This is a genomic window from Flavobacterium sp. AK-345, assembly GCF_058310175.1.
In genome coordinates this window covers 19242-38573 of the sequence record NZ_JBZEER010000019.1, presented here as the reverse complement: position 1 = coordinate 38573, position 19332 = coordinate 19242, and the positions used below count along the sequence as shown (strand labels likewise).

16 protein-coding genes and 3 tRNA genes are annotated in these 19332 nt (G+C 33.8%); 8 read left to right on the top strand and 11 right to left on the bottom strand.

Features of this window, described 5'->3' with window-relative positions:
- Window positions 1-43 precede the first annotated feature (43 nt).
- Window positions 44-1006, bottom strand: a complete 963-nt coding sequence (locus AC4FQ3_RS21910) for an ion channel (RefSeq protein WP_042567345.1) — start codon at window positions 1004-1006, stop codon at window positions 44-46.
- A gap of 125 nt (window positions 1007-1131) precedes the next feature.
- On the bottom strand, window positions 1132-1632 hold the full coding sequence (locus AC4FQ3_RS21905; RefSeq protein WP_242607255.1) for a tetratricopeptide repeat protein: 501 nt from the start codon (window positions 1630-1632) through the stop codon (window positions 1132-1134).
- A 294-nt stretch (window positions 1633-1926) separates the two neighbouring features.
- On the opposite strand from AC4FQ3_RS21905, the gene AC4FQ3_RS21900 reads away from it, so the two are divergent.
- Both AC4FQ3_RS21900 and AC4FQ3_RS21895 read left to right on the top strand, forming a co-directional pair.
- The gene (locus AC4FQ3_RS21900; protein WP_491183281.1) at window positions 1927-2670 is read left to right on the top strand and encodes a T9SS type A sorting domain-containing protein; all 744 of its coding nucleotides are present in this window, start codon (window positions 1927-1929) and stop codon (window positions 2668-2670) included.
- A 602-nt stretch (window positions 2671-3272) separates the two neighbouring features.
- Window positions 3273-7589, top strand: coding sequence for an alpha-L-fucosidase (locus AC4FQ3_RS21895; RefSeq protein ID WP_491183280.1), 4317 nt, complete (start codon window positions 3273-3275; stop codon window positions 7587-7589).
- A 234-nt stretch (window positions 7590-7823) separates the two neighbouring features.
- Here the strand turns inward: AC4FQ3_RS21895 and AC4FQ3_RS21890 are convergent, their stop codons facing one another.
- The 4 genes from AC4FQ3_RS21890 to AC4FQ3_RS21875 all read right to left on the bottom strand — a co-directional run bounded on the left by AC4FQ3_RS21890 (window position 7824) and on the right by AC4FQ3_RS21875 (window position 9273).
- Window positions 7824-8642, bottom strand: coding sequence for a lysophospholipid acyltransferase family protein (locus AC4FQ3_RS21890; protein ID WP_042567380.1), 819 nt, complete (start codon window positions 8640-8642; stop codon window positions 7824-7826).
- 320 nt (window positions 8643-8962) lie between these two features.
- Window positions 8963-9045 (bottom strand) — tRNA-Leu (locus AC4FQ3_RS21885).
- Window positions 9046-9087: 42 nt separating this feature from the next.
- Window positions 9088-9160 (bottom strand) — tRNA-Lys (locus tag AC4FQ3_RS21880).
- Between the two features lie 40 nt (window positions 9161-9200).
- Window positions 9201-9273: transfer RNA gene (locus AC4FQ3_RS21875), tRNA-Lys, on the bottom strand.
- Between the two features lie 125 nt (window positions 9274-9398).
- Between AC4FQ3_RS21875 and AC4FQ3_RS21870 the strand changes: the two genes are divergently transcribed.
- Window positions 9399-9917, top strand: coding sequence for a shikimate kinase (locus tag AC4FQ3_RS21870; protein WP_463460001.1), 519 nt, complete (start codon window positions 9399-9401; stop codon window positions 9915-9917).
- Here AC4FQ3_RS21870 and AC4FQ3_RS21865 read toward each other — a convergent pair.
- Both AC4FQ3_RS21865 and AC4FQ3_RS21860 read right to left on the bottom strand, forming a co-directional pair.
- Entirely contained in the window at window positions 9909-10409 is a 501-nt protein-coding gene (locus AC4FQ3_RS21865; protein ID WP_073396779.1) for a phosphoribosyltransferase domain-containing protein, read from the bottom strand. The two genes, AC4FQ3_RS21870 and AC4FQ3_RS21865, sit on opposite strands and share 9 nt — an antisense overlap.
- A gap of 189 nt (window positions 10410-10598) precedes the next feature.
- Window positions 10599-10988: an RNA-binding S4 domain-containing protein gene (locus AC4FQ3_RS21860; protein WP_042567348.1), complete on the bottom strand. Its 390-nt coding sequence runs from the start codon at window positions 10986-10988 to the stop codon at window positions 10599-10601.
- Window positions 10989-11067: 79 nt separating this feature from the next.
- Between AC4FQ3_RS21860 and bamM the strand changes: the two genes are divergently transcribed.
- Window positions 11068-12240, top strand: a complete 1173-nt coding sequence (gene bamM / locus AC4FQ3_RS21855) for a BamM family beta-barrel-assembly machinery protein (RefSeq protein ID WP_491183279.1) — start codon at window positions 11068-11070, stop codon at window positions 12238-12240.
- Window positions 12241-12421: 181 nt separating this feature from the next.
- Window positions 12422-13168, top strand: coding sequence for a hypothetical protein (locus AC4FQ3_RS21850; protein ID WP_491183278.1), 747 nt, complete (start codon window positions 12422-12424; stop codon window positions 13166-13168).
- Between the two features lie 80 nt (window positions 13169-13248).
- On the opposite strand, the gene AC4FQ3_RS21845 is transcribed toward AC4FQ3_RS21850, so the two are convergent.
- The 3 genes from AC4FQ3_RS21845 to AC4FQ3_RS21835 form a co-directional block, all read right to left on the bottom strand.
- On the bottom strand, window positions 13249-14202 hold the full coding sequence (locus tag AC4FQ3_RS21845; RefSeq protein ID WP_073396641.1) for a transketolase family protein: 954 nt from the start codon (window positions 14200-14202) through the stop codon (window positions 13249-13251).
- A gap of 74 nt (window positions 14203-14276) precedes the next feature.
- On the bottom strand, window positions 14277-15128 hold the full coding sequence (locus AC4FQ3_RS21840; protein WP_042567352.1) for a transketolase: 852 nt from the start codon (window positions 15126-15128) through the stop codon (window positions 14277-14279).
- A 259-nt stretch (window positions 15129-15387) separates the two neighbouring features.
- Window positions 15388-15696, bottom strand: coding sequence for a hypothetical protein (locus AC4FQ3_RS21835; RefSeq protein ID WP_491183277.1), 309 nt, complete (start codon window positions 15694-15696; stop codon window positions 15388-15390).
- Window positions 15697-16107: 411 nt separating this feature from the next.
- Between AC4FQ3_RS21835 and tgt the strand changes: the two genes are divergently transcribed.
- From tgt to AC4FQ3_RS21820, 3 genes are all read left to right on the top strand, one after another.
- On the top strand, window positions 16108-17238 hold the full coding sequence (gene tgt / locus AC4FQ3_RS21830; protein WP_042567354.1) for a tRNA guanosine(34) transglycosylase Tgt: 1131 nt from the start codon (window positions 16108-16110) through the stop codon (window positions 17236-17238).
- A 95-nt stretch (window positions 17239-17333) separates the two neighbouring features.
- On the top strand, window positions 17334-18422 hold the full coding sequence (locus AC4FQ3_RS21825; RefSeq protein WP_042567355.1) for an LptF/LptG family permease: 1089 nt from the start codon (window positions 17334-17336) through the stop codon (window positions 18420-18422).
- The gene (locus AC4FQ3_RS21820; protein WP_491183276.1) at window positions 18409-19296 is read left to right on the top strand and encodes a DMT family transporter; all 888 of its coding nucleotides are present in this window, start codon (window positions 18409-18411) and stop codon (window positions 19294-19296) included. Before AC4FQ3_RS21825 ends, AC4FQ3_RS21820 begins: the two co-directional genes overlap by 14 nt.
- The last annotated feature ends 36 nt before the right edge of the window (window positions 19297-19332 follow it).

Below are 19332 nucleotides of genomic sequence, written 5' to 3'. Positions count from 1 at the left end.
ACAAAATCTGACATTACCTTTAAAACTTGATTAAAATGATGATTTATAAGAACTTTGTAGTATGATACTGATTTAATTTGTCAAGATACAAAATCGTTTTAGTACCATCTTTGCTTCTGTTGTACATTGTTTCGAATTTTGCGCCATAAATAATCTCATTAAATGTATAAGATGTTCGTGCTGCAACTGTATTACTAAACATATCATCAAAAGTGGTAATAAAGACCAGAATTTCACCGTGAGTCTTTTTGAAATCATCTTCTGTAAAATTATACAACGGACTTTCTTCTGTTATGGCATGTACCAATGTCCAGCTTAATGAAAGCGCATTTATACGGTCTAATTCGAGATCAAGAGTATAGAATTTATTGGTTCTGGCGCCATTTTCTTCTACGCTCATTCCTAACGTGATTTTTGCTTTTGCATCTGTAAAATTGGTGTTCTTAAAAGGAACAACCCGAATCATTAATGCTTTTTGTTCTTTATAAGGAGAAATTAATGCGTTGTGTGAAAATTTTAAAAAAGCGGTTGGTTTACTGAATCTTCCAAAAAATAATCCTGTCGCAATGGCAAAACTCAATAGACCTATTAAAGCTTCGGCAGCTGATAAAGCGCTGGTCAAAAAACCGGTTGGACTAATATGTCCGTAACCAACGGTGGTAAAAGTTTGTGCACTAAAAAAATAGGCCTGACCAAATTGAGTTAAAACACTTTGCGATTGCGCAATTCCGTCAAGATGTTCTATGCCGATTGCATAGTATAAAATAGCAAAAATAAAATTGATTACAATATAAAAGGAAAATAGGATAAACATGAATTTCCAGTTTGGCATGTCGATCATGGTGTGATACCAACTAATTCGACGCAGTAAATTCATGCCTCTTTTTTCAATATTGGCAGTTCCGTTTTTGTTTACAAATCTTCCTCCGTAACTGTTTGCATTGGTTCCAAAACCAGAATTTTCGTCTGTCTTGGCTTTATTGTTTAGTATTTTAAGAAGTGCCATTGAAAATTAATTTATCGAACAAATGTAGTAATATCTTTTGTACAGAGTTGGTAGGTAATTAACAGAAAAAGCAACCTGAAAAAAAATGATTTTACAGATTGCTTTGTGTTTTTGTTTATTCAATTTTATTTGCAGAAAGTTGCCCTGTTTTTGATGGCGCTTTGGCTTCCTAATTCGATTGCTTTAGAGAAATCTTTACATGATTTCTTTTTTTCTCCCATTTTATTGTAACAAAGTCCTCTAAGATTTAAGGCAACATAATCTTTAGGATTCATCATTAAACAATAAGAGCAATCTTCGACTGCAGCGTCGTAATTTAATAATTTGTACTGTACGTTTGCTCTTCCTGTAAAGGCGTCAGAATTCATTGTGTCTAACTCTATTGCTTTAGTAAAATCAGCAAGAGCGCCTTGCAAGTCATTTAATTTGTATTTTGCCACGCCTCTGTTTGCGTAAGCTTCTACAAAATGCGAATTCATGCTGATGGCTTTGGTGTAATCCGCGATAGCACCTTTTGTATTGCCGGCTTCGGCTTTTTTCATCGCCTTGTCAAAATAAGCAGTTGCAGATTGTGCCCATGTAAGGCTGGTAATCATCATAAATGATACGAGTAGTAGGTGTTTCATAAACTAATTTGGGGTTAGGTTAATGGTTGATTAATTTCGAGACGAATTTAGCAAAAGTTTTATTTTGTAAAGTGATTTCTTGTAAAAAAAAAGTGAGGAAATGATGAAATAATTGAGTATGTATTTGCCAGTTTAAAAAACAATTAATAGCAGATATATTTTTGTATGAAAAATAAGTTTGTAAACTAAATCGAATATATTTACGAAGTGGAAAAACCAAAGAAGGTTTTTTAAATAGACTGCATTGTGCAAATAATAAAGCAAAAAAATAATAATAACCTTTAAAACAATTAAATGAAAAAAACATTACTTATTGCAATACTTTTAGGATTTGTAAAATTACAAGGCCAAATTTCTCTTGAGCATTCATATGATAATAGTCTGTCAAATTCGGTACTATATTCTAATTATTCGTTTTCTTTCAATACCGAAAGTGCTACCTATTATTATTACTTTAGTTCGGGTGATAATTCAATCAAGCTATATAATGAAAATCATTCGTTATACAAATCAGTATCATTGCCAATCCCGGCAAGCGGTTATATAAGTATATATGCACCCAGTGACAAATTGTTTAATAATGACGCACTAATCGAATTTATAGTTATGATTTCGGGATCACCAAATCAAATGTATTTATTGAATGAAAATGGAGATGTTATTAATAATTTAGGAGATCGAAACCGGGCAAATATCATTAAAACTAACGGTGGAGATTTTAAACTTGTTACATCTAAAAATGACGGCAACATTATCGATGTTTATGCTTTGAACGGTACATTGTCGACAGATCAATTTAATCTTTTAGCTAAATTAAGTCCTTTTCCAAACCCTACTGATTCTATTATCAATATTACAATTCCAGAACAAGTAAATAAAAACGCCGATATTAAAATTTTCTCTGCTACCGGAAAAGAAGTAATGAGTCAAAGAAATAATAGTGATTCTAATAAAATAAGTTTAGACGTTTCGTCTTTATCATCCGGTATTTACATTTACAAGGTTGAAAATCAAACCGGAAAGTTTATTAAAAAGTAAATATTGTTGAGTTTGTAAAGTAAAAATCTTCGATAAGATTTTCGAATCATAAAAAAGCCTGAGAATTTATATTCTCAGGCTTTTTTATTTTTTTAAAGCTCTAATTATCTGTGCTTTATTATGATAATATCATCATAAATGAGTTTTAAAAGTATTTTTTCATGGTGTAATTGTAAATAATAATTAATATATTCGTACTATATTTATTACATTTTTAAGCCTTTAAAAGCAAGAAAAAACATCTACGATGCGTTTTTAATAGATAAATGAGCCTCTGTTAAAGCACTTTTTCTAGCAGTAATTTCTTGATTTATACCGAATAGAAAACCGTTAGAAATATTCTTTCAAACATTTATAAAAACCTAATCTTATTACCTACGGATTTTATTTGTCAATGCAAATTCCTGTATTGTGATTTAAAATAACAGAATGTTAGGTAAATAACTATAGATGTGTCAATTGCACTTTTGGAATACTGAATTTAAAAATACTTACGCTTGTTTTTGTTAACAGGTCTCTATAAGCCATTTTATTTATTGAAAAGCGACATATAGCATACTACAGCTTTACTTAATATTATTTATACTTAATCATTAAATCTTATGGAAAACTCTTTAACACTTACGGATGAACAGTTGCTTACAAAAACGCAGCAATATGCATTTAAATATTTTTGGGATCATGCAGATGCAAATTCAGGAATGGCACATGAGCGTCTTCCCGTTTCGAGAGGACCCGGACCCACCGTTACCTCAGGTGGCTCTGGATTTGGATTGATGGCTATTTTGGTAGGAATTGAGAGAGGATTTATTACCAGAGAACAAGGACGCGAGCGTATTGATAAAATTGTTGATTTTTTAACCAGCTCGGCAACAAATTATAAAGGGGCTTTTGCCCATTGGATTAATGGAAGTACCGGTGAAACCATTCCGTTTAGTAAAAATGATAATGGAGCTGATCTGGTAGAAACCTCTTTTCTAATGCAGGGTTTGATTACGGCACGCCAGTATTTCAACCAGCCAGTTTTGACAGAACAGAGTCTGGTTGTTAAGATCAATGTACTTTGGAACAATGTAGATTGGGATTATTTTCGATTTGGATCAAACAAGTTGTACTGGCATTGTAACAATGAGCTGCAAAATACTCTCACATTGCAAGTCGTCGGTTGGAACGAGTGTATGATTACTTATATCTTGGCTGTTGCTTCATCAACTCATCCCATAGATCCCAGTTTATGGAAAAACGGTTGGTCAACTGGTGGTACTTATCATACTAAGAATCAAAAATTTTATGACATTACCCTTCCTATTGGAAGCGGAAGTGAAAAAGGCGGACCTTTATTTTTTTCTCATTATTCATTTTTAGGATTTAACCCGAAAAATTTGAGAGATAGTATTAATGATGTAAATTATTTCCAGCAAAATCAGGCTCATACATTGATAAACAGAGCTTATTGCGAACAAAATCCGCTGGTTTATAAAGGATATGGCGAGAACAAAGCCTGGGGATTGACTGCTTGTGATGGAAATATAACTTATACTGCACATTCGCCGGGAAATGATAAAGGTGTGATTGCTCCAACAGCTGCTCTTTCGGCAATGCCTTATACGCCTAAAGAATCATTAGCCGCCCTGAGATATTTTTATGAGAAGCTGGGAACAAAGATCTGGAACGAAAAAGCAGGATTTGTAGATGCTTTTAATGAGACCGTCGATTGGACTGATACTTATTATTTGGCTATCGACCAAGGTCCGATTATTTGTATGATCGAAAATTACCGTACAGGTCTGTTATGGGATTATTTTATGTCGGCTCCTGAAATTCAATCAGCATTAGGTAAACTGAGTTTTAAGCCGGATTTTTATCCGCATCCAATAATTAGAGAACCACTTGTATTTGATAATTTTGAAAACGGAAAGATCAACTTTACAAATCAAATAAAAATTAATCCTGTAGCCGATATGCGGGTTACGGTGGTAGATAATCCGGACAAAACAGGATCAAACATAAGTAATAAGGTTCTGAAATTAGAACGCATTGGAAATTCTGTTATATGGGCAGGATTTTTCTGTACTCCAAATGTACCGCTTTCTGAGTATAAGTATTTGTACATGAAATATTATCGCAATAATCCGAATTCTCAGATCAGAATTAATGCTTCAGATGGAGGAAATAATGAATTCTTGTCTCAAAGTCCATTGGATAAACAAAACGAATGGGGAGTAGCGATATTTGATTTATTGTCAAACAAAGTAAAAAATATCACTATGTTTGGTATTCAGCCTGATTATACAGCTAATGCTGCAATTGGAGATATAGTTTATATTGATGATTTAATTTTTAGCGATACAGAGATTGATATTAATCCTTTCTACAATAACAATCCTAAAGACTTAAAAGCAGTCGACGTAAAGACTAATTCTATTTCTTTATCTTGGGATGCAATTCCCGCAGTAACTTCATACGATGTATTTAAAGAAGGTGTTTTTTATCAAAATGTTACTGTCAACGCAATAACTGTACATAATTTGAATTCATTTGATATTTACTGCTTCGCGGTAAGAGGCAGGGATGACAATCTGGATATTTTGACTAAGTTGAGTAACACTCTTTATGTAACGACCCTTGAGACAAAAGAACATAAAGATCAACGAATGACCTGGTGGCGTGAAGCAGGTTTTGGCTTGTTTTTGCATTGGGGAGGCTACTCTGGACTGGCGGGACACTATACAGGGCCAACTTTAATAAAATCAGGTTCGGGAGTTGGACCTGATTATTGGATGCAGGATTATTATTCAACTTATCGCCCGGAATGGATTAATCCAGACGGAACTATTAAAATTGATCCTGCTACAGGTGAGCCTTACAAACCCGGTCAATATGCCGAATGGATTATGTTTGCAGCCCAGATTCCGAGAAACGAATATAAAACACGCTGGCAGCAAAATTTTACGGCACAAAACTTCAATGCTTCAGAATGGGTAAGAATGGCAAAGGATGCCGGCATGAAATATATTGTCATTACCGCCAAACACCATGAAGGATTGGCTTTGATGCGCACACATCACGTTGGATATAATATTGAGGATGACACTAATATTTCAGCCGATGTTTTAAAAGACTTGGTGACAGAGGCTCATTCGGCAGGATTGAAGGTTGGATTTTATTATTCTCAATGTCTGGACTGGATGAATCCTGGAGGAATGGGATGGATTCCTCAGAATACAACGCCAAATCATGAAGCTTCCTATCAGGAAAAGGCACAATATACTGATACTATTGTGGTTCCTCATATTCAAACTATGATTAATGACTATAATATTGACCTGATTTGGTGGGATATGGGAGGCTCCAGCACACCCGAATTCCGTTACCGAATGATGAAAGCAATTAAAAACATCCCCGGATCAGATCGTTTGATATTCAATAACCGAATGAATGATGGTTTGACCGCAGACTTTAAAACTCCTGAACAAAATATTCCCACTATGCCGCCAAACGGAGATGGAACAGATTGGGAAACATGTATGACCATGAATGATAATTGGGGATATGCTGCTCACGATACACGTTGGAAAACCCAAAAAGATTTAATTCAAAAGTTAATTGATATTGTTAGTAAAGGAGGTAATTTTCTTCTCAATGTAGGTCCGGAAGGAGACGGGACATTCCCGCCTGATGCAATCGACAGACTTAATGGATTTGCCTACTGGATGAGTATAAATAAAATGGCTATCGATAAAACCCAATCCAGTCCTTATACTACACAATTACTTTGGGGACGGGCTACTCGCAAAATTGTAGACGGAACACAATATCTATACCTGCATGTATTTGCTGATTATTGGCCTCTGAATGAAAAATTAAATGTTCCTGATCTGCCTGATGGAAGTGTTGTAAAAGCGTATTTCCTTGCAGATATTCACAAAACAGCATTAGATATAACTCCCAATGATGGATTTTCCGGGTATACTATTTCGGTGCCTGCAGCTCCTCTGGATAATATCAGTACAACCATTGTCTTAGAAATGTCACGAATAGTGGATCTTCTTTTCACCTTTGTTAAGCAATTCAAGGATGGGACACTCAATTTAAATCCAATCGATGCTGTTGCTCCTGGATTAAGCATTCAAAATCCGCCGCTTTATGAACTCGGGACATGGATTAATGATGCTAACTTTGCCACATGGCACGTTGAAGTTATCCAATCCGGAAATTTCATTTTAGATGCAGTTGTATCAGGCTATTCGGGACAGTTTGTGCTAAAAGTAAATGGAGTAGATCAGGGACCGTATCCATTTACAATTACAACAAGAGGTTTTGAGAACTATCAAGTCTTAACCATCGGAACAATTAATTTACCAGTTGGTATTTATAACATCGAGCTGCACCGTATTTCGGGCGGAGGATGGGATCCAGTAAATGTGCGTCAAATTTCAATTCATCCCTACATTGATAAAACTCCTATTATCAATCAAAATGCAGATAGAACCCTTGTTGTTGCTGGACAAAATGCCATATTGCACGGAAGTGGTATTGGGATAGGAAATCCACCTTATTACAGTATTGCCGGATGGACAAATCCAGCTGCTTATGCATCTTGGAGAGTGAAAGTGAATGAGGCAGGTATTTATCACTGGCAATGTGAACTGGCAGGTATTTCCGGTAAATTTCAATTGGTGATAAAAGATATTTCAAGTATTATTTATCCGTTTACAACAACTGACAATAGTTTTACAAATTATCAAACCAAGCAATTAGGTGATGTTTATCTGTTCGAAGGAATTTACTACATTGAATTACACCGTATTTCAAACGGAGGATGGGATCCTGTCAATGTACATGAAGTAACCTTTTATCAAGATCTGCTTGTTGATACTGTAGAAGTAACCGATGCAGGTTTGGATAAGACAGAATAAAGGAAAGAAATTGTCTTTAGGTTTTTGGAATTAAAATATCGAAAATTTTGTTGACCAAAAAGCCTGAGAATATAGATTCTCAGGCTTTTTTATTTTTATTTCGACCTTTATTGCACAAAATTCGAATCTTTTATTAATAGATTTTTAGTTTTTAAGCGACTTAGCAGAGGTTTGAAAAAAAAAAGTATTTGATTTTCAATGTTTGGTCATAAATGCTAAATAAACTTGAACCTCTTAATTATGTAATTGATTTTTGAGAGCATACAGCTTGCTTCTAAGATTTTGTAACATTAGAAGATCAGCAGCTTTGTCTTTTGTCCCTGATAAAAAAATGGCTTTCCCGATAGTCATTTTTAGTTCGTGTCCTTGTTTGTTAAACATTTCTGAAATCAGTTTTGAAGTTTGCAACATCGGGTGAATTGATTTTAGCATACTGAAGAAAAAACCATTATTTCCATGAAAATATATAGGTAAGATAGGCACATTCGCTTTGCTGATAATTTTTCCTACTACAGGATGCCATTCCGGATCTGTGATTTTACTCGTCTTAAAATCATATGATGAAACTTCTCCGGCAGGAAATATCGCGACAGGAATACCTTCTGATAAAGCTTTGAACGTCATTTTTAATCCTGTGATACTGGCAGAATTTTGTACATTTTCAAATGGATTTACCGCAATAATGCATTTTTCAAGATTTGGAATTTCCTTCAATAAAAAATTTCCCATATACATGGTGTCAGGACGTATTTTCGCAATTGTACTTAATAAGGCTAATGATTCGATACCTCCATAAGGGTGATTAGCCACTACGATAAAGGCTCCTTCACTTGGGATATTTAATAATTCGGCAGCATCATACTTGACTTTTACGCCTATTTTCGTTAAGGCATAATTAGCGAAATCTGCACCTTCAAGATTCCCTGCTTCCTTAACCATTGTGTTTAAATTGTTAATTTTCATTACCTTCATTAAATAAGAGGATAATCCCGGTATAGGAATTTTAGAAAGACCGGCAGCTTCAGAAAATTTTTCTTTGGATATCAATGTCATATGTTATAACTATTAAAGTTAAATGCGAAAACTAATAAAAAACCTAAACGGAATTGAAATTAGTAATGCTATTGTTTATTTGCGAAATTTTTTATTATAACTTATGACTTCAGGAAAGAATTTTTAGGTTCTAAAAGTAGAAAAGCTTAATTCATCTATATATTCTTTATTGCAATCACGGGTAAAGATACTCGGATTTTATATGCAAAATTGAATATGCAAAAACATTATGAAGAATGAAGATGTTTATTTTAATGCTGTCTTTGTAATTGTAGAAATAAAAAAAGGTAAAACACATTTATGTATTTTACCTTTTTTTGTGACCACGGTGGGATTTGAACCCACACGCCCTTACGAGCACCACCCCCTCAAGATGGCAAGTCTACCGTTTCTCCACGTGGCCTAAAATGAAAAAAGGTCAAGTAATAAATTACTCGACCTTTTGTGACCCGACTGGGGCTCGAACCCAGGACCCCATCATTAAAAGTGATGTGCTCTACCGACTGAGCTATCGAGTCATTGCTTTCAAGAAACTTATTTTGTTAGTCACAAATTTTGTGACCCGACTGGGGCTCGAACCCAGGACCCCATCATTAAAAGTGATGTGCTCTACCAACTGAGCTATCGAGTCATATGTTCCTTGAATGCGGGTGCAAATATAAGGAGTTTATTTTATTATTTGCAAGCAATTTTATTATAAATTTGTCTTTTTTTAAACAAAATTTACAATCCCCTAATTTATAGTGTTTTATTAGAATGAAAAAAATCGTCTTATTAGGATATATGGGCTGCGGAAAGTCAACAATTGCCCAAAATCTTTCAAAAATTACCAAAATCCCATTTTTAGATTTGGATAAATGCATCGAAAAAAGAGCCAATTTATCAATAAATGAGATTTTCGAACAAAAAGGAGAAATCTATTTTAGGAAATTAGAACACGAAATGTTTGTCGAATTGCTCCAATCTACAGAAAATAGTATAATAGGTTTAGGTGGAGGAACGCCTTGCTATGCCAATAATCACGAATTATTGAAAAAAGACGATGTTACATCTATTTATTTAAAGGCTTCAATAGAGACTTTATATAATAGATTAATTCATAACAAAAGCAAGCGCCCGTTGATTGCTAATATGAATGAGGAAGAAATGAAAGAATTCATCGCAAAACATTTGTTCGACAGAAGCTTTTATTATAACCATGCACAGCATAAAGTGGCGGTTGATAATAAAACAGTCGAAGAAACAGTTGAAGATATTTTAGAAATTCTAGCTTAAGAAAGCATAATCATTGCCATTGTCATCAAAAATTACCTGAACATGTTCAAGTAAAGAAGTAGAAAGTGAAATTCCTTTAAAATCTGCTTTCACAGGGTATTTTTTATGATTTCTGTCTACAAGTACTGCCGTTTTGAATTTTTTAAGCGGAACGTCTAAAAAATGACGAACGGCGTATATTAAAGTAGTGCCTGAATTTAATACATCATCAACCAATACTAATCCTTTATTGGAGTATTCTGATGCGTTTAATGAGGTTTGTATTGGTAGTTGCGGATTTTGTTTATCGACCTTAACTTCGCAAAGTGAAATTTTAAGAGTAGAGATGTTGCTTAGCGCCAAAGCAATTTTTTCGGCAAAAATAGATCCGTTAGAAGCGATTCCGGCAATAACAACTTCTTCTTCATCAACAAAAGTTTCGTAAATTTGGTACGCAATACGTTTTATTTTATGTTCGATTTCCTGATGTGTTAAGATGATATTTTTGCTCATGATTTTATTTTTTGCTAATATAACTAATTTAAATTCCAATATAAAAAATCCAAATTCCAATTTTTAAGAAAGGAAATTCTAATTTTTAATGCTTGGGTTTGTTTTTAGTTTTTTTGAATTTATATATAATAATTAGATACGCTCCGATTTTGGAATTTGAGATTTATCCCGACACTTCGGTATTGGAATTTAATTTTCATCTTCGTCATCAAAAATCTCGTTTCCGTATTCGTCAATATCTCTTCGGTCTTTTTTGGTTGGTCTTCCTGTTCCGCTTTTGCGATAGTGCTCTTTAGAAAGTTTTAATAACTCTAAATGTGCATATGCTTCTGCAGGAGTTTCGTTTTTTCGATAGATATCGACAAGTTTTGCCCCAACACGACTTTCAGGAATATCCAAGACAGTAATAATTTGTGTAATTTGATCTTTTCTAAAGGTAATTCTGTCCGTAGGAAAAACTTCTTTAGATGGCTTGGCAACCTGCCCATTTACAGTAATATGGTTTTTTTTACAAGCCTCAGTAACCATGTTTCTGGTTTTGTAATAACGAACGCACCATAGGTATTTATCTATTCTCATAATTTTTCTAAAATCCAAGTTAAATTCTTTACAAAAATAAATCAATATTGTATCTTGCGCACCTAAAAAATTAACAATAATGAATAAATTTAAATATTATTTTGTTTTATTGCTCGCTGGTATTGCAATAGTTTCTTGTAACAAAGGTGACGATGATACTCCTGTTGAGCCTTTAAGAGACTATCAGGAGCAATTTAATACAGATAATGCTAATATTGAAGAATATTTAACTACAAATTATATTACTGTAACAGAAAGTGCCGGTACACCTGAAGATCAGGATGTTGTTATAGATAGTATTACAGATCCTACAACACAGCCTTCTATAATGTCTTATTTGAATAGTGAAACTTTTCCAAAGTTGTTGGCAAAAAATGTTGATTTAGATGGGGTTACTTATAAAATGTACTATTTGATTTTGAGAGAAGGTACAGGAACATCACCAATGAATACTGATGGAGTTTTAGCTGCATATAAAGGAGAATATTTAAGTCGTGTTGCTAAAACGGATAAAGCACCTACTTATTTGAAGACTACTTTTTTTGAAGAAGTTAAGTTTCCACAAACAAGTGTAGACTTGTATACGGCGATCGTTGGTTGGGGTGAAACTTTTCCTGAGTTGAAGACAGGAACTTCAACTACGCAGGCGGATGGGACTATTAAATATGAAAATTTCGGGTCTGCAGTTTTATTTATTCCTTCAGGTTTAGGTTATTATGCCGGAAATAATTCGATTCCTTCTTACTCTCCTTTAATTTTTAGTGTTAAGTTTTATGATTATAAAAGACTTGATCATGATTTTGATGGAGTTTTTGATTATCAGGAAGATATAAATGGAGATCGTTATGTTAGAGATTTTAGAAATACAACTTTATATCCAAATGCTCCGGTAAATCCGGATGATACTGACAAAGATGGTATCCCTGACTTTTTAGATGCTGATGATGACGGAGATGGTTTTACAACTTTCTATGAAATATCTAAACCAACAGGACAAATTGGAAATGTTGGTGGAATTAATTACGGAATAAGTGCTTATTATCCTTGGAGTCCAATTGTGGATAATCCAGCTACGCCAAATACAGATGAAACAGAGCCTAGAGGAATTCCAAGAAGACCAACAGGCGAACTTACTAATCCTGCAGCAGCAGAGTCGGCATCTAATCCTAGAAAATATATAGAAGCGGATTATACAGATGAGCCAAGATTAAGAATACACTTGGATAATACATATCCTATTAAGAAGCAATAAAAAGGATTAAAAGATATTTTTTTGAAACCTCCAAGTCTTATGATTTGGAGGTTTTTGATTTTTTATACATCTGATTGTAAATCATTTTTTTTTATCAAATTTGAAGAACCTTTTTATAAAATAGTTATCTTGAAATTAAAAAGGGGGTATGTTGTTATAAATAATAAGAGAGAATCAAATTATGAAGTTAATCAATAAATTAAGTGACTTTTATGATAGGTTAACTAATGCTGATTCAGATTGGAAGAATAGGACGTATGACTTTTATTTATTATTTGGGAATGAAGACGAATCCAAATCGCCTTGGCTGAAATCGAATTGGGACTCCAATTTTAAACCTTATTTTGAAGCAATACTGAATCAGGTTGAAAATAATAATGAGACAGGAATTCGTGTAAATAAATACAAAACTGAAAAAAGAGTGTCTCAAAAAGACAATAAAGAATTCATTTATCATACTGAAATAAAATTGGGAAGATTAAAGTGGAATGATAAATCGCACGATAAATGGACAGTAGAAAATGGGAATGAAGAATACTTTCAAAGTTTTGAACTTTGGTCACCAATTTGGGCAGTTTGCGAAAAACGTCAATCGCCTCCTGAAGTCTTTATTTCGATATCGAATCAAAGAGATTTTGATAATTCACGAGATATTCAATTTGGTTATTTTATAGTAGTTGCAATTGCAAAAAGTTTGAATGTTGATGCAAAATCTATTTTATCTGAACTTTCGAAAAAAGTAAATGCAAAAGCAACGGTTGTAAAACATAGAAGTTGGGGAATGCCTAAAAAAGAAGGGAAATGGGTTTTTATGAATGGAATTCAGGATACTTTTAGTAATAGTATTTATGAAAAAGATTTGCATACTTTAAATTTCGATGAATTAGAATTTGAGCCAGTATGGGAAATAATTCACCGACAGAAATAAAATAATAGAAATAAAATAAGACATAAAAAAACCTCGAAATCACTTTCGAGGTTTTTTGTATAAAGTAAGAAAACTAAAAATTATTTTCTTTTGATAACTTTTTCTACAGCTTCAACAATAGCCTGATTGTTTAGTTTGTATTTCTCCATTAATTGCTCTGGAGTTCCAGATTCACCAAAACTATCGTTTACAGCTACAAATTCTTGTGGAGCAGGAGTGTTTAGAGCTAATACTCTTGAAATGCTTTCTCCAAGACCTCCAAGAATGTTGTGCTCTTCTGCAGTTACAACACATTTTGTTTTTGCCAATGATTTTAGAATCGCTTCTTCGTCAAGTGGTTTAATAGTGTGAATGTTGATTACTTCAGCAGAAATTCCTTTTGCTTCAAGAGCTTCAGCAGCGATAAGAGCTTCCCAAACTAAGTGTCCTGTTGCAACAATTGTTACGTCAGTTCCTTCGTTTAATAAAATTGCTTTTCCAATTACGAAAGGCTCATCAGCAGGCATGAAGTTAGGCACAACCGGACGACCGAAACGTAAATAAGCTGGACCATGATGATCTGCCAATGCTAAAGTAGCCGCTTTAGTTTGGTTGTAATCACAAGTGTTGATTACTGTCATTCCAGGCAACATTTTCATTAATCCAATATCTTCTAAGATTTGGTGTGTTGCTCCGTCTTCACCAAGTGTTAAACCGGCGTGAGAAGCGCAAATTTTTACATTTTTATCTGAATAAGCAACAGATTGACGAATTTGATCGTAAACTCTTCCTGTAGAGAAGTTAGCGAAAGTTCCTGTAAAAGGAATTTTTCCTCCAATTGTTAAACCTGCAGCAATACCAATCATGTTAGCTTCTGCAATTCCAATTTGGAAAAAACGCTCCGGGTGATTTTTCTTGAAATCATCAAATTTTAATGATCCAATTAAATCAGCACAAAGTGCTACTACTTTTTCATTTTTTTGACCTAATTCAGTCATTCCCGCTCCAAAACCCGAACGAGTATCTTTACTTCCTGTATTTGTATATTTTTTCATTTTGTTTTATTGCTGTACGCAGTAGGCTGTAGGCAATAGGCATAAAGCTTATTGCTTAAAGCTTAAAGCTTTTTTTAATAATCGATTTGATCTGCAGAATAGTTTTGAGCCAAAGCACTTGTCAACTGATCGTTGTTTGGCGCTTTACCATGCCATGCATGTGTGTGCATCATAAAGTCTACTCCGTTACCCATTTCAGTATATAATAAAATACAAACTGGTTTTCCTTTTCCTGTTCTTGATTTAGCATCTGTTAAACCTGCAAGAATGGCATCGATACTGTTTCCTTCTTTAATTTCAAGAACATCCCAGTCAAAAGCTTCAAATTTAGCACGAATGCTTCCCATTGGTAAAACTTCGTCAGTTGTTCCGTCAATTTGTTTTCCGTTAACGTCTATGGTTGCAATAAGATTGTCTACTTTTTTAGCAGAAGCATACATGATCGCTTCCCAGTTTTGACCTTCTTGTAGTTCACCATCTCCGTGTAAAGTATAGATCAAATGATTGTCTCCATTTAATTTTTTTGCCTGAGCTGCTCCAAGAGCTACAGATAAACCTTGTCCTAATGAACCAGAGGCTATACGAACTCCAGGTAATCCTTCGTGAGTTGTTGGGTGTCCTTGTAAACGTGAGTTTAATAATCTGAAAGTGGCAAGTTCTGAAACAGGAAAATAACCGCTACGTGCTAAAACGCTGTAAAATACTGGGGAAATATGACCATTTGAAAGGAAAAAGAGGTCTTCTCCAATTCCGTCCATATCAAAACCTTCTTTACGGTCCATAATATTTTGGTATAGTGTTACCAAAAATTCAGTACAACCTAGTGAACCACCTGGGTGTCCTGAGTTGACAGCATGTACCATACGAAGAATATCTCTTCTTACTTGGATAGTTAAATCGCTTAATTGTTGTGTGTTAGGCTTCATTTTGTATGTAAAAGTTAAACTGAAGCAAAAGTAATTTTTATTTTGCGGGGAGACAAATGATTTTTTGTATTAGTTTGATGCAATTGTTAAATTATGCTTCTTTTTTTATTGATGTGAAAAAAAACTTCAAAATCTTGTAAATTGTATATAAAAAAATGCCACACATTAAAAGATTAATTTGATTTTAAAAATCTCTTCAAATCTTTTAATGTGTGGCAAAATAAAGTTGTAAAAATTCTTGTATTAAGGGCAAAAAGGGTTATTCAGTGTCGCCTTCGCTGTAGAAATTGTTTTCTTCGTCTTCAGAACCAATGTTTTCTTGTTCGTCATCAAGTTCGGCTCCCGGAATATCCAAGTCATTTCCTAACTTGTCACTGTTTTGTTTCCATTCATTGTCATAGTTGTCATTGTTAATGACTGTCCTTTCACCCGAAATTCCTTCCGGATCGATATCTTCCAGTTTTTCTTCCTGATTATAAATATCTTCGTTTGCCGGATAATCTAGATTATCCAGATTTCTTTCAATTCGTTCTTCGGGTGTTGTGTTTTTATTTTCTGAGCTTATCATGATTTCTATAATTTTAATTGATATAATTTAGTTTTTCCAGATAATTAAAATTAAGAAATCAATACTCTTATTATGTTACACTTTATTAATGTGGTTGTTGCAACTTTTACATTTAAGTTATTTATCGAAAAGCTGTCAGATGTGCGCGTTAGGGATAGAAGCGAAAAGCCCACAGCCTGACGAAGGAAGTGCGAGGACTTGCAGCGGATAGCCCGACCGGAGGGAACGCCCAAACTATTTAAACTCCAAATTTTCTAAAATTCCAAATTCCAATTTTTACATTTTTGCTTTTTAAAGTAAGGTTGGGAATCATTATCTAATTTTCTAATTGACAAATTTTCTAATTAATTAAATTTCCCTGAAATTAGTTTATCTTTGCCGTCCCGAACAATTGGGAGAAAAAAGAAACAGATGAAGTTTGATTTATTACAAAAAGATCCGCAGTCGAAAGCGAGAGCGGGAAGTATTACTACAGATCACGGCGTAATTGAAACGCCTATTTTTATGCCTGTTGGTACGGTTGCTTCGGTAAAAGGAGTGCATCAGCGTGAATTGAAAGAAGATATTAATCCGGATATTATTCTGGGAAATACATACCATTTATATTTACGTCCTCAGACAGAAATTCTTGAAAAAGCAGGTGGATTGCACAAATTCATGAATTGGGATCGTAATATTTTGACAGATTCTGGTGGATACCAAGTGTATTCTCTTTCGAGTAATCGAAAAATTAAGGAAGAAGGAGTGAAGTTTAAGTCTCATATTGACGGTTCTTATCACTTTTTCACACCAGAAAATGTAATGGAAATTCAGCGTACAATTGGTGCTGATATTATCATGGCTTTTGATGAATGTACGCCTTATCCTTGCGATTACAGATATGCACAGCGCTCAATGCACATGACGCACCGTTGGTTGGATCGTTGTATCAATCATTTAGATAAACTTCCTTATAAATACGGTTACGAACAAACGTTTTTTCCGATTGTTCAGGGAAGTACTTATAAAGATTTGCGTCGTCAATCTGCAGAATATATTGCAAATTCAGGTCAGCAAGGAAATGCAATTGGAGGATTGTCAGTAGGGGAGCCTGCTGAGGAAATGTACGCAATGACTGAAGTTGTCTGCGAAATTCTTCCGGAGGATAAGCCTCGTTATTTAATGGGTGTTGGAACGCCAATTAATATTCTGGAAAATATTGCATTAGGAATTGATATGTTTGACTGTGTTATGCCAACGCGTAATGCAAGAAACGGAATGTTGTTTACGGCAAACGGAACTATCAATATTAAAAATAAGAAATGGGAAGATGATTTTTCTCCAATTGATGAAATGGGACATACTTTTGTTGATACAGAATACACAAAAGCCTATTTACGTCACTTATTTGCTGCCAACGAATATTTAGGAAAACAAATTGCTACAATTCATAACCTTGGTTTCTATATGTGGTTGGTTCGTGAAGCTAGAAAACATATCTTAGCAGGCGATTTTAGACCATGGAAAGAAATGATGGTTAAAAATATGAGTCAAAGACTATAAAAGAGTTTCAGGTTTGAGGTTTCAAGTTTCAAGTTCCGCACAGAACCTGAAACCTGAAACTTGAAACTTGAAACAAAAAAAACAAAAAGAAATCTATGTTAACAATAATAGATAAATATATTTTAAAAAGATATCTCGCTACCTTTTCGGTGATGTTGTTGTTATTTGCCCCTATCGGAATCGTGATTGACGTTTCTGAAAAGGTAAATAAGATGTTGGAAAACAAGATTCCGTTTATGGATATTGCGTTCTATTATTACAATTTCACAATCTATTTTATCAATTCCTTATTTCCGATATTTTTGTTTTTATCGGTAATTTGGTTTACTTCGAAATTGGCTAATAATACAGAGATTATTGCTATTTTGAGTTCGGGAATTTCATTTACACGCTTTTTACGACCTTATATTATTGGTGCAACAATCGTTTCTATTTTTGTATTGTTGATGGGATTTTTCATCGTTCCTGCCGCCAGTGAAGGATATAATAATTTTAGATATACCTATTTAAAAGGAAATGGAAAAGAGCTCATGCGGGGTGAAAACACCAATGTTTACAGACAAATTAATGATAACGATTTTATTTTTGTAAACAGTTTTAATGAAGAATCGAAAACTGCTTTTAATTTTACGCTGGAGCATTTCGAAAAAGATAAATTAAAATATAAAATTACAGCGAGCCGCATCAAATGGGATCCGAAGAAGAAAACATACACCATGTATGATTACACTAAAAGAACACTTGGAGACCTGAACGATGTAATTGAAAAAGCTCCTGAAAAAAATACTGCTTTTAAGTTTGAATTAGAGGATTTAACTCCGGTAGTTTATATTGCCGAGACCTTAACTTTGGGTAAGCTTTATAAATTTATCGAAAAAGAAAGAAAACGTGGTTCCGGAAATGTAAATACTTATTTAGTAGTTCTTTATAAAAAATATAGTGTGCCGGTTTCTGCATTTATCCTTACAATTATTGCTGTTGCCGTTTCGGCAATGAAACGTAGAGGAGGAATGGGGATGAACCTTGCGATCGGAATTGCAATTGCCTTTTCATTTGTTTTTTTTGATAAAATATTTGGTACTCTTGCCGAAAAATCTACTTTTTCACCTTTACTAGCTGTGTGGTTCCCTAATATGGTTTTCGGAATTCTGGCAGTTTATTTATTACGTAATGCGAAACGATAATTTAAAAAGTTATTTAAATCTTCATTTAATTGTTTTTATCTGGGGTTTTACAGCGATTTTAGGAGCTTTAATAACAATTGATGCCGAAAATTTAGTATGGTTCAGAATGTTTCTTGCAGGGATATTTCTTGCTGGTTTCATTGTCTATAAAAAGCAGTCTTTTATAATATCAGCTCAGTCTTTTGCCAAATTAATTTTTGTTGGATTGCTGATTGCGCTTCATTGGATTTTCTTTTTTAAGGCTATTCATGTTTCTAATGTTTCGATAACCTTATCAATATTTTCTTTGGGTGCTTTTTTTGCCTCTTTATTAGAACCGCTTTTTTACGGAAGAAAAATATTATGGTATGAAGTTTTCTTTGGTTTGATAATAATTGGAGGTTTAGCACTAATTATGCAGGTTGAGGTTAAATACCTAAGCGGAATGTATTACGCCTTGGCTTCTATCATTTTAGGCGTTTTATTTACTTTAATGAACGGAAAATTAATCTCTGATCATGAACCGTCTGTAATTACATTTTATGAATTTGGTGCAGGAGTTTTCTTTATTTCTATTTATTTTTTGGTACAGGGAAAATTCACGGCTGATTTTTTTACAATGTCAGTAAACAATTGGATTTTATTACTCATATTAGCATCGGTTTGTACGGCTTATGCGTTTACGGCTTCGGTAAAAGTAATGCAGAAGCTAACGCCTTATACAGTAATGTTAACCACTAATTTAGAGCCTGTTTACGGTATTATGCTAGCTTATTTTATTCTTGGAGGCAAAGAAAAAATGAGCACAGAGTTTTACATTGGTGCAATCATAATTGTAATCACAGTTATTCTAAATGGTGTTTTTAAACATTATCAAAACAAGAAGAATCTGTAATACTTTACTTATTTATAAATTACATTTTTACATTTT